The organism is Anaerosporobacter sp. (genome assembly GCF_965301125.1).
The window spans coordinates 1-13,043 of sequence record NZ_CBDLAM010000111.1; the positions used below are offsets into that span (position 1 = coordinate 1).

A 13,043-nucleotide genomic window follows, 5' to 3' on the forward strand; every position below is an offset into this window, starting at 1 on the left:
TTATAAGACACATATAACAAAAAAGTTGCAACCATATGAAGCGATTGTTTATGAAAATGAGATGATTAAAAAGGGTTAGTTTTAAATGAAGGAGCTGTCTTAAAATTAAGTTGATTTACTTGATTTTAAGGCAGCTCCTTCATTTAATAATAGAATGAAAAGTCAAAATATGCTATACTAAAAAGAAAAGAAATATAATAGGAAGTTGGTAAAGATGTGAAAGAAAAAATAGAAAACTTTTGTAGTTCATTAGGCTTAGATACCATTGGTTTTATACCTTGTAGAGCTTTTGAAGAATTAAGAGAGTTTTATCAATATAGACAAGATAAGAATTTACAGAATGAATTTGAAGAAAAGGATATTAATAAGCGAATCCATCCATCTCATTATATGGAAGATGCAAAAACAATCCTATCCATAGCGTTTCCTTACTATCATGATGAAGAAAAGGTAGATAATGGATTTTCTATCTATACGAAGCGATTCGATTATCACCGTGTTGTCATGGCATATCTAGGACAAATCTGTGAGTTTATTAGATCCCTAGGTGGAAAAGCAGAAGCTTTTGTAGATAGCAATACATTGCCAGAACGGTATATCGCATATTTAGCAGGAGTAGGATTTATCGGAAGAAATAATATGGTCATTACTAAGAAGTATGGCTCATATGTTTTCCTAGGAGAGATTATAACAGATTTAGAAATCCCATGTGAGGACAAGCGTACCTTTGATGATATAAGAAACTATGCAGAGTGTGGTGAATGTACCAATTGTCTTAAAGAATGCCCAACCAAATCCATCAATAAAAAGCAAAACAACCCTAATATCTGTTTATCCTATATCACACAAAAAAAGGAGATAACAAAGAGAGAGATCTCCTTGTTAAAGGGAAATGTATTCGGATGTGATTTTTGCCAGCTAAAGTGTCCATACAATGAAGGTGTTGCAAGTAATGTATTACCCGAATTCAAGACACTAGATTATATGAATGAGGATCTATCTGTCTATGCAGGTATGAATAATCAATACTTTAAAGAAAAGATAAGTAAAACATCATGTGGATGGAGAGGAAAAAATGTAATAAAGCGTAATGCAATTATAGGCATTAACTATCAAAACAAAGACCAGGATCTTAATGAATTCCGAGGCGATTCACCATATATTAATGAATATATAGACAAATTACGGGAAGACTAGAGAGTTTTGCGCTCAATACATATCTAGACTTCGGAAAGGGGCGGTTAGCGATGATGAAACCTATGCTTACCAAGCTTAAGATAATGATGGGACTCCTATTATCTTGTATCGTACTGATAAATGGATGTAGTAACAAAAAAGATGGTAATGATTCCGGTATAGTTGGGCCGGGAAATGATAATAAGTTAGTTGTCTATACGTCTCACAAAATAGAAGTATATGGTCCAATTATTAAAGAGTTTGAAGAACGAACAGGAATATGGGTAACTGTAGTATCGGGTGGAACGAATGAGTTGTTGGAGCAAATTGCTATAGAACAATATGATCCAAAGTGTGATGTAATGTTCGGTGGTGGTGTAGAGAATCTAGAGGCTTACAAAGAATATTTTATGCCATATACATGTTCGCAATGTACGAAGATTGAAGAACCCTATCAGTCTACAAACGGGTGTTGGACAGCATTTTCATCGTTACCTATTGTATTTGTCTACAATAATAAGTTAGTTTATGAGACAGCTGCACCAACAGGTTGGAAAGATCTACTTGAGGATAGATGGAAAGGAAAAATTGCATTTGCTGATCCGAATACATCAGGTTCTAGTTATACAGCGTTAGCTACTATGATGCAAATTATAGATGAAGATAATGAGCAGACATTAAGAAAGTTTATAGAAGCGCTAGATGGGAATGTATTAAGTGGCTCTGGTGATGTTATAGATGCTGTGGTGACAGGAACGAGACTAGTAGGAATTACACTAGAAGAAACAGCATTGAAGAAAATTGCAGCGGGGGCTGATATTACAATGGTATACCCTAGTGAAGGAACAAGTGCTGTACCAGATGGATGCGCGATTATAAAGAATTCTCAGAATGAAGAGAATGCAAAACAATTTATAGAATTTATTATCAGTAAAGATGTGCAACAGTACATAGTAGACGAGTTTAATAGAAGGTCAGTTCGAAAAGACGTAAAAGATTCCAAGGAACCTTTTGAGAATCTGAATGTTATTGACTTTGATATATCTAAGGCAAGTAGTAATCAAAATGAAGTTTTGAAGCAGTGGTCGGAGCTTATTACGAAATAGATATAGAATAAGGGGGTGATTTCATTGTTTAAGTTGATTCGAACCTCATTTAAAAGGGAGTTATTATTATGTTTTATTGTGGTTTCTTTGTTACCACTACTAATGTGTAGTACATTTATGGTTCGCTCTTTTCAAGTTAAGATATCTAAGGATTACGAAAAAGAAGCAAGTATAGAATTACAGAGTTTGGAAGAAAGTCTGACAACACTTTTTAATAAGATTGATATAATTAGTGGTGAATTAAGTGTGAATGAGAATGTTATTAATACACTTTATGTAAAGGATGTACAAAAGAAAAAGATCATGTACCAAGAACTCTATAATAATACAGCAGAAATTCGTGAGTATGCTGACTTTAGTTTGTACTCCATAGGTGGTATTTGTAAATATACAACCAACAATTCTATTGGCGTTGGTAGTGAGTTACCTGTTTATTGGGGAAGCTTAAGAGCAGCAAGGAATGAGCCAATAAAATTACATATACAGAGAGTGGAACAATATTCGAATACTAGAAAAAGTGTACTATTACAGGCTTCACGGGCGATTAGGGATATCAATGGTAATTGTATTGGTTACATTGTTATTGATATGGATACTTATGATTTTGAAAATCTGCTTCAAGGGTCTTTCTCATCTAATACGAATCTTATGTTAGTAGATTCCTATTGGAATAGTATCTATAGTACAGAAAACGTATCAGAAGTATCAATTGTTCCAACTCTTAGAGAGTGCATATGGAACAATAGGGATTTTACAGAAGTGGAAGAAGATTGTCGAATCTATACGAGACAAATTGGTAATACTGGATTGTTTATTGTTTTAGAACAAGGGGAAGCATTTACTTCTAGTATTACAAGGTCAATGTATGGAATTAGTATTCTTATGGCAGCGATTTGTTTACTTCTGTGCGTAGCTGTATCACTTAAGTTAAGTCGTAATTTATCGAAGCCAATGCATACTTTAACACAAGCAATGAAAGAGGTGGAAAGTGGTGATTTAAATGTACAGATTGATGTAGAACGTGGAGATGAGATTGGACATTTGGCTACCCATTTTAATCGAATGATTAGAGAATTGCAGTATTATATGGATGAACAAATACGACAACAAAAAGAGTTGAATAATGTTAGCATTGCAATGATGCAGGCACAGTTAAATCCACATTTTCTATATAACACCTTAGATACAATGAAATGGGTTGCGAAAGCGAATCATATTCCTGAGATAGCAATGTTATCATCAAGTCTGGCTAAGATTTTGAGAATTAGTATTTCGCAGGAAGCTTTTGTAACGGTAAAAGAAGAAATGGAACTTGTGAAATGTTATGTAGACATTCAACAAATAAGGTTCTCAGACCGGTTTGAATATGATGTTCATTTACCGGAAGGATTAGAAGGTTATAAGATCCCAAAATTGATTGTTCAGCCTATAGTTGAGAATGCAATTATTCACGGACTGGCTGATCGAGATAGTGGAAAGATATTGGTAGATATCTCTTGTGAGGACACAGATCTTTTAATAAGTGTATTAGATGATGGTTGTGGTATGGCAAAAGAAGTAATGGAGCATCTGAATAGTAGAAACAGAGATCATCTTGAAGGACATCTAGGATTTTATAATGTGGATAGTATTATACGTCTGTATTACGGACATGAGTATGGACTAAAGGCCAGAGAAATAGAAAGCGGAGGCACAAAAGTTACTATTACATTACCTTTACGAAAGGAGGAATTCGATGCTTAAAGTTCTTGTAGTGGATGATGAAATGTTACTGAGGAAGGGAATTGTACTTGAGATTGATTGGCCTTCCATTGGCTGTATGCTTGTTGCAGAAGCAGCTAATGGGATTGAAGGAATTGAAGCAACGCACAAATATCAACCAGACTTGATTATCACAGATATACGTATGCCGAAGATGGATGGTATTGAGATGGTGAAGCAATTAAGGGAAGAAGGAAATGAGGTTAGTGTAATTTTCTTGACTGCATATAGTGACTTTTCTTACGCACAAAGTGCAATAAAACTATATGTGGCGGATTACCTTTTAAAACCTTTTGAAGATGGGGAGCTAGAAACTGCGGTATTGCGCGTAAGAAGACGATGGGAAGAGAAACAAAAGAAAAAGATGGACATCGATAAAGATCCATGTTTTATGCTGAAAAAGGGTGATAAGAGTAAGTATGTAATGGAGGCTATTGAATATATTTCCAAGCATTATAGTGATGAGCATCTGTGTATCGCTACAGTAGCAGATTCTCTTGGTGTTAGTGAAGGTCATCTTAGTCATATATTCAAGAAGGAAACTGATTATACCATAATGTCCTATATTACACAATATCGTATGCATGTTGCGATGAAACTACTTAGTGATTGTAGATATAAGGTGTATGAAGTTACGGAGATGGTGGGATATCATGATTGTACTTATTTTAGTAGTACTTTTAAGAAAGTGGTGGGTGTTACTCCATCAGAGTATCAGGACCGTAGTGCAATAAGGTAAGTAAATCTATGGAGAGAACTGGTTGTGCATAATGTACATCTAGTTCTTTTTATTTATATTTATGTATGCATAAGTATAGTTTTATAACCGTCATATATTTTATATACTGGATATAATGTACAATTAAATCGAAATAAATAAATATATTATATGCAAAATGTCAGAATTTCAAAAGGAATAACAGTTATGTCATCTACCGTTTTACCCTTTCATCTTTTATAATAAAACTATCAACAAGAGTAGATCCTTAAGGACTAATTACATTAATATGTAAAAAAAGATTAGGAGGATGGTTGTATGAAAAAGATGAAACGTTTGGTATCTCTAGTATTAATTTTTAGTATGTTGGTTCTTTCTTTGGGCGGCTGTAGTAAATCAAACAAGAATTCAGGTACGAAAGAAGGTGACAAGGAGTCATCTGGTAACAGCGAAATTGACAAGATTATTAAAGAAGCAGAGACTATGACACTAGAAGAACTTGCAAAGAAGGCAATCGAAGAATCTAACGGCAAGACCTTCTATGGTGTTGGTAATTCTAGCCGTGGAAAGACTGCATTACCACTATTTATTGAGTATTTACAATCAATTGATTCTTCATATTCCATGGAATATGAGTGGCAACAACCAAAGAACAATAAGATCTTTGATCAATTGACAGCAGATGCACTAAAGACAACTGGTACATTTGCAATGACATTGATTCAAGACGGTAATCAGATTGAAAGCAAGATGGTGCAAACCAATACTTTAAAAACATTTATCCCACAAGATTGGGCAAAGGCAAACGGAACAACAGCAGATGAGTATGAAGGATTTCTTCCACTTCAAACTCTAAATAAAGTATTCATGTACAATAATACTGGAACTGCAACATATGACAATTGTTGGGATTTTGTAGCCGAGGGCTCACATGCTTTATTCATGGATATTGATTCTGAAATTGTTGGCAAGAACTTTTTATACATGTTAACAGAAGAGACATATGCAGGCTGGCTAAAAGAAGCCTATGAAGCACTTGATAGTACAGAACAAGCATATTTTGCACCTACAATCGATGAAATGGAATCAGAGGCAAAAGACCTTGGTCTTGGTGAAAATGGTAAATATGCATTAGCATGGATTAAACTATGGGTTGAGAGCTATAATGCACAAACAGATGATGGTCCAATTTGTAACACATTAGTATCTGAATCAGCTACAGACCAAAGCGGTTTATTAGTATATTCTAAACTTCGTTCAGTAGAAGAATCCGATTCTGTTTCTAAGAAGAATGTAACAGTAGCAGCATATAATGACGGTTACACAGGAATAGGTGGATTCGGTTATAGTCATTATCTATTTGTAACAGAAAACAGCCCACTTCCTTGGACTGCATGTGCATTCATCGCATACTTGACATGTACAGAAGATGGATTTAGTGCTTGGGGTAAAGATATGGGAGGTTATTCTGCTAACCCAGAAGTTGCAACTGCAATCGAGGCAACCTATAACCATAGTGAAGGTGGTTATGAAAACGGTGAAAATGTATATGAATGCTCCAACGACCGTGGTTATGAATGGTGGACGACAACTGGTAAATTAGTATTAGAAGATCCTGAATATTGTTCTTCTGTATCATTTACCGTTGGTAGTTGGATTGAATTATTAACAAAATATAGTGAAGAATAGTCTGAATATATAGTGTAACTATTTTATATAAGAAATGGCGCTTAGATTGAGGGGAGTGCTAAAGGTATAGCAATCTAAGCGCCATTCTTCCAATTACGAGGTGACAGGTATGGATCAAACAAGGAATCGTAATCCCAATAGGCACATGATTCTAAAGAATAAAGTAAAGACATTTTTTTCAAAGCCACAAAATTTGATTTTATTGTTATTCGGTATCGTATTAACGTTTACGACCTTCGCTCCTGTGGTAGCAATTATTGAAGATACAATTTCCATTCACCCAGGTACGATTGATGCGCATCTTACCAATAAAGTAGAAGGGTATACCTTTGCCAATTATGTAGATTTGTTCACAGGTAGATTGGCGAGAACGAATCTATGGATACCACTATGGAACACAATTTTATTAGCAGTATTTGCATGCTTGATATCCATAGCATATGGAGGAACATTTGCCTTTTTAGTAACTAGAACCAATCTAAGATGTAAGAAATATCTAAGTTCTATATTCATTTTCCCATATATTATGCCTCAGTGGACTTTGGCAGTTGTATGGCAGAATTTATTCAATAGTAATGCAGTTACGGGAACTTCCAACGGATTGCTGGCATCGCTATTCGGAATTGAAATGCCAAAGTGGTGGTGTGAGGGGTTATTCCCAAGTGCTATTGTATTAGGACTCCATTATGCACCATTTGCTTATATTCTGATTGGTGGAATCTTTCGTAATATGGATGCAAACTTAGAGGAAGCCGCCACGATACTTGATACTCCTAAACTTAAGACTATGTTTAAAGTTACGCTACCAATGGTAAAGCCTGCGATTTTATCAACAATCCTTCTGGTCTTTGGTAGTTCCATGGGAAGTTATCCAGTACCACATTATCTAGGTTTGACTACATTATCAACGAAATATATCTCTCTGAATTCTAAGTATACAGGAGAGGCAAGTATCTTAGCAATTATTATGATGATCTTTGGTGTGGCGATTTTGATGATGAATCAGGTAAGTCTTAAGAGTCGTAAGAGCTACACAACAGTTACAGGAAAGTCAGGGCAGATATCAAAGATTAACCTTGGCAGAGTAGGCAGAAATGTAATTGCAGGCGTATTCATTATACTTACATTTTTTACCAGTATATTCCCGATTATATCATTTGCTTTTGAAACCTTCTTACCAAACCCAGGCGATTATAGCTTCTTATATACAGGTAATATTAATAATTTGACTACAAAATGGTGGCTGACAAGAGAGAATATCACAGAAAATGGTATGTATGGTCAGCAAGGAATTTTGTTTAACTCAACGATTTGGAATGCATTTAAAGGAACATTATTCGTTTCGGTTTGTTGTGCATTACTTGCAGGTACAATCGGTACATTAATCGGTTATGCAGTAGCCAAAAACAGACGAAGCAAATGGGCTAATTATGTAAACTCTGTTGCATTCTTACCGTATTTGATGCCTTCCATAGCAGTTGGTGTTGCATATTTTATCTTATTTTCCAACGAAAAGATTAACTTATTTAACACATATGCATTGTTAATTATAGCTGGTACGGTCAAGTATATTCCGTTTGCAAGCCGAAGCTCTTTGAATTCTATGTTACAGCTAAGTGGCGAGATTGAAGAGGCAGCAATTATACAAGACTTACCGTGGTATAAGAGAATGTTCAAGATTATTATACCAATTCAGAAATCCTCCATTATCAGTGGTTACTTGTTGCCGTTTATGACTTGTTTAAGAGAGTTATCCCTATTCATGTTATTGTGTGTACAAGGTTTTATCGTTGCTACCACATTGGATTACTTTGATGAAATGGGATTATATGCATTCTCAAGCGCAATCAATTTGATTTTGGTTGTCACAATTCTAATCTGTAATGCCTTGGTAAATAAACTAACAGGTGCAAGTCTAGATAAAGGAATTGGCGGTAACTAGTAGAAGGGAGTTGTTGGGATTATGCCAGAAATTAAATTAACGAATATAACGAAAAGATGGGGAAAGTTCTATGCAGTAGATCATCTAGATCTTGATATAGAGGATAATTCGTTTATCACATTGTTAGGACCATCTGGTTGTGGTAAGACGACAACACTTAGAATGATCGCAGGTTTAGAGACCCCAACAAGTGGAAGAATAACAATTGGAGACCGTGTGGTATTCGATAGTGAACTTGGAATTAATGTACCTGCTAATAAGAGAAAAGTTGGATTCTTATTTCAAAACTATGCATTGTGGCCAAATATGACGGTATACCAAAACATTGCATTTGGTCTTAGTAACATAAAAGAGGAAATGTCTACTTATGACTATGAGGCTAAGAATATAGCAAGGTTACTTGAAATATTAAAAAACCCTAAAGAGGTAATTAATTTAACACACGAGTGTAAAGATAAAAATGGGAAGATTGATGAAAGTAAAGTACACTTAATATTTATTGATACATATAAAATCTCTCTATACACAGCCAAAAAGTTATATGAGTACAAATTACATGAAGCAAAGAATGTAGATGCACAAGTTGAATCCATTACCTCTGAACTGAATAAAAAATACAAACAGATTGTTGCAACACACAAAGGAAAGGGATTCGAACTAGGTGATGACTTTGCGCTCACGAAGAATGGTAAAGTTGTTACAACAGAAAGAAAACTTACGAAAGAAGAAGTGGATTTATCCGTACGAAGGGTGTCTCGTATTGTTAAGATAGGAATGTTCATGGATCGTTATCCAGCAGAGTTATCAGGAGGACAGCAACAACGTGTAGCGATTGCAAGAACATTAGCTCCAGAACCAACGGTGCTCTTTATGGATGAACCATTATCAAACCTTGATGCAAAACTTCGATTGGAGATGCGTTATGAGTTACAACGTCTACATGTTGAGACAGGAAGCACATTTGTCTATGTTACCCACGATCAGATGGAGGCTATGACACTAGGAACGAAGATCTGTTTAATAAACAATGGTGTCTTACAACAATATGCTGCACCGCTAGAAGTATACAATCATCCGAATAATTTGTTCGTGGCAGACTTTGTTGGTAATCCTTCCATTAATTTCATCGAAGCAAAAGGAAAGCAAACTGCGGAAGGTGACATCAGATTATCGTTATTAAATGGAATCGAAGCAAGGTTTCAACTAAGTAATAATCAAAAACAAGGAAAAGCTCTTTCTCTAAAAGATTGGTTTATTAATAGAGATAAAGACTTAGCGAAGATTGAAGAAGAAAGACAGAAGAATTTAAAAGATAAGAAATATGTAGAGAAGGGAAATAAGGACGAAGTTTTCCAATATCATATCGCGAAAGTGAAAGAAGAAGGATTTAGCAATAATGAAGAACCTAGCATTACGAATGAAGATTTTGTAATAGGTGTGAGACCTGAATTCATCAACATTACTGATTCGGGTAAAGTAAAAGGTGTTATTTACGGTGCTATGCCAACAGGTATGGAATCTACAGTTAAGATACGTGTAGGTGAATTCTTATTAACCGGTGTGATTTTTGGTGGAGTAAGTTATGTTATAGGATCAAAGGTGCAATTTGATATTAATGGAGAGAATATCATGTTGTTTGACCGAAAGTCTGGAAGATATATAGCTTCTGGAACGTTATCAATTGTGAAATAATGCATCTTAAGATGAAGGCAATCATAGCGAACTGGCGATGATTGCCTTTATTAAGTTTTCATTACAATATAATTAATCATATTTACCAAGTTAGGATTAGGGTGATACACTGATATAGGTAATTGCGAAACTCAGTATATGATGTCTAAGTTTCTTGGCTGACGTATTATAACACGAAACACGCTACACACCTAAGAACTTCTAAGTGTGTTCGATAAGTTATCCCAATGATACGGAACCGCCATCGATTCGGCATCCTGCCTCACCTCAGGCTGGCTCGGCCTCCATGCCTCGCCTTCCTAAATCGCTTAGAACACACTAAGAAGTACTAGAGGTGTTTCGCTATCGTTTCTTAGTTATAATACGTCAGCCAAGAAACAGGTATAGATAATAAGAGTTTCGCAAATACCTAAAATATATATAATTAGGGAGGAGCTATTTTTATACTATGAAACTAATTGTTAACAGATTAAGAAAGAAGTTTGAAGCGAAAGAGGTTTTGAAAGACGCGACTTTTACTTTTGAGCAAGGAAAGATTTATGGATTAATTGGCCGTAATGGAGCTGGTAAAACAACATTTTTTAATTGTTTGAATGATGATATTAAAGTAGATAGTGGTACATACGAGATCGAGGTTAATGGTATTGATAGACCTTTAACAGCCGAGGATATTGGATATGTGTTGTCAACACCTGTAGTTCCAGAGTTTTTAACTGCTAGAGAATTCTTGAAGTTCTTTCTTGATATTAATAAAGATAGAATTCAGGCAAAGAAGACAATTGATGAATATCTTGATCTTATGCTAATTGCCGAGGATGATCGAGATAAGTTGTTAAAGGATTATTCTCATGGTATGAAGAATAAGATGCAGATGCTAGTGAGTATCATTGCGAATCCTGCAATTCTATTATTAGATGAACCGCTAACCTCATTTGACGTAGTTGTTGCTGATGAGATGAAACAATTACTTAGACAATTAAAGAAAGACCATATCATTATATTCTCTACTCATATTATGGAATTAGCACTTGATCTTTGCGATGAAATTGTTATATTAAACAATGGAGTTTTAGAGGAAGTACAAAAAGAAAATAGAGATAATAATCAATTCAAAGATAAGATCATCGCCGCGTTGAAAGGAGAAGAAGATGTTTAATTCGTTCAAAGTGTCGTTTCGATTGAAGAATACATATCGTGCAAACAGCATTATATATACGTTAAAATCAACGCCATTGATCAAAAAACTATTACCGTCATCCTTATATGCGAGTAGAGAATTAAAGATTATAGCAAATGTGATTGGCGCTATATGGGAATTTATTTCTATATTCATTTGGAAGGCAATGTATCTACTGTTTATGGCAATCTTACCTCTTAATGTTCTAAAGAGTAGTCATGAGGCAAGCTTTCTACATATACTTATGATTTTGACTCTTATTGGTGCTATTATGAATAATCAAATGTTCAATCCAACGAAAGATAAGTACTATGCAATCTTTCTTATGAGAATGAACGCGAAAGAATATGCGATATCAAATTATATCTATACGATAGTAAAGAATTTTATTGGATTTGGTGTATTGATAATACCATTAGGAATATTAGTTGATGTTCCTCTTATTGCTTGTATACTCTTACCTTTTTATATTGTTTCTGTGAAAGTTATAGCGAATGCAGATCTTTTACATGATATGGCAAAGAGAAATAAGATAACCGATCAGAGGTTCCCAATTGCAGTTTTGTTTGTGATTGCATCTGTGCTACTCATAGCTGCATATTTACCACCGTATCTTGGCTATACAATTCCTTTTTCAGTTTTTTATCTTATTTGTGCAGTCACATTTATCTGTGCAATACTAGCGCTACGCTATATTATTAAATTTACAAAATATAGAGCAATCTATAAGGAATTATTATTACCGGGAAGTTTTATGAATACTGGGACTCAAGCAGCTGCTAAAGTTATGCAGAACTCTTATCAAAAGAAGCTTGATTATTCTGTGGAACAGACTAGTAATAAAACAGGATATGCATATTTTAATGAGTTGTTTATGAAGCGTCATAGCAGATTACTGAGAAAATCAGCCTATCGCATGACTGGGATTACTTTGATTGTATTAATTGCTACAATAATTGGTTGTTTCGCTTTTCCTGAACTTAAGAGCAAGGTTAATTCCTTGATGTTGACGTATCTACCATATTTTTTATTTGTTATGTATATAATTAATCGTGGTAAAGTTATTACAGAAGCCATGTTTATGAATTGTGATCACAGTATGTTAACATATCGATTTTATCGTCAGCCAAAAGTAATTCTTAATTTGTTTGCAGCAAGATTGAAATCAGTTATTGGTATTAACTTAATGCCTGCTAGTGTTATTTCCATTGGGTTACCATTTCTTTTATTCTTAACAGGCGGCACTAATAATCCCTTAAATTATCTGGTACTTTTTATTTCCATAATAGCAATGTCTGTGTTTTTTTCCGTTCATAATATGGTTTTGTATTACGTATTCCAACCATATAACATAGATCTAGAGAATAAGAACGTAACATATTCGATCATTAATTCATTAACTTATTTTATCTGTTATGTTGCAATTGGAAAACAGATGCCGACTATGGTATTTGGTACAATCGTGACTGGATTTTGTATTGTATATATTGTTGTGGCTTTATTTGTTGCATATAGGTTCGCGCCGAAGACATTTAAATTGATGAGGTAAAGGAATATCTAGACCTGGAACTTAAGCTATCCTAAATCTTGTTGGAGAAGGATAGCTATTTTTTGTTATTGATTTGATTATCGCTATAATCTGTCTTTGCAACCAGAAGTTAGTTTTGCATTCAACTTTTTTTTGTTATTTGTTAAATGAATTTCGAACTTCTGATTTGATATAGAAGACCAGAAGTTAGTTTTACATGTTATACTTGGGGTGTATCCTCCTGCAGAGGGAGG

General features: G+C 34.6%; 9 protein-coding genes. All 9 read left to right on the forward strand.

The annotated features are described in order from the left end of the window. The first annotated feature begins 216 nt into the window (after positions 1-216). The 9 genes from queG to ACW2QF_RS12510 all read left to right on the forward strand — a co-directional run bounded on the left by queG (position 217) and on the right by ACW2QF_RS12510 (position 12,810). Positions 217-1,197 carry a tRNA epoxyqueuosine(34) reductase QueG gene (queG, locus tag ACW2QF_RS12470; RefSeq protein ID WP_455716331.1) on the forward strand — a complete coding sequence of 327 codons (981 nt, stop codon included), beginning with the start codon at positions 217-219 and terminating at the stop codon, positions 1,195-1,197. Between the two features lie 50 nt (positions 1,198-1,247). Continuing rightward, on the forward strand, positions 1,248-2,282 hold the full coding sequence (locus ACW2QF_RS12475) for an ABC transporter substrate-binding protein (RefSeq protein ID WP_455716332.1): 1,035 nt from the start codon (positions 1,248-1,250) through the stop codon (positions 2,280-2,282). A 24-nt stretch (positions 2,283-2,306) separates the two neighbouring features. Then, a complete protein-coding gene (locus ACW2QF_RS12480) occupies positions 2,307-4,025 on the forward strand; it encodes a cache domain-containing sensor histidine kinase (RefSeq protein ID WP_455716333.1) in 1,719 nt (572 codons plus the stop codon). Then, on the forward strand, positions 4,018-4,782 hold the full coding sequence (locus ACW2QF_RS12485) for a response regulator transcription factor (protein ID WP_455716334.1): 765 nt from the start codon (positions 4,018-4,020) through the stop codon (positions 4,780-4,782). Before ACW2QF_RS12480 ends, ACW2QF_RS12485 begins: the two co-directional genes overlap by 8 nt. 297 nt (positions 4,783-5,079) lie before the next feature. Continuing rightward, positions 5,080-6,450: a hypothetical protein gene (locus ACW2QF_RS12490; protein WP_455716335.1), complete on the forward strand. Its 1,371-nt coding sequence runs from the start codon at positions 5,080-5,082 to the stop codon at positions 6,448-6,450. A gap of 109 nt (positions 6,451-6,559) precedes the next feature. After that, positions 6,560-8,392, forward strand: a complete 1,833-nt coding sequence (locus tag ACW2QF_RS12495; RefSeq protein ID WP_455716336.1) for an ABC transporter permease — start codon at positions 6,560-6,562, stop codon at positions 8,390-8,392. A 21-nt stretch (positions 8,393-8,413) separates the two neighbouring features. Continuing rightward, positions 8,414-10,084 (forward strand): ATP-binding cassette domain-containing protein, encoded by a 1,671-nt coding sequence (locus tag ACW2QF_RS12500; protein WP_455716337.1) that lies wholly within the window; start codon positions 8,414-8,416, stop codon positions 10,082-10,084. Positions 10,085-10,532: 448 nt separating this feature from the next. Continuing rightward, positions 10,533-11,240 carry an ABC transporter ATP-binding protein gene (locus ACW2QF_RS12505; protein WP_455716338.1) on the forward strand — a complete coding sequence of 236 codons (708 nt, stop codon included), beginning with the start codon at positions 10,533-10,535 and terminating at the stop codon, positions 11,238-11,240. Further along, the gene (locus ACW2QF_RS12510) at positions 11,233-12,810 is read left to right on the forward strand and encodes a hypothetical protein (protein ID WP_455716339.1); all 1,578 of its coding nucleotides are present in this window, start codon (positions 11,233-11,235) and stop codon (positions 12,808-12,810) included. The genes ACW2QF_RS12505 and ACW2QF_RS12510 overlap by 8 nt, the downstream gene beginning before the upstream one ends. Positions 12,811-13,043 lie beyond the last annotated feature (233 nt).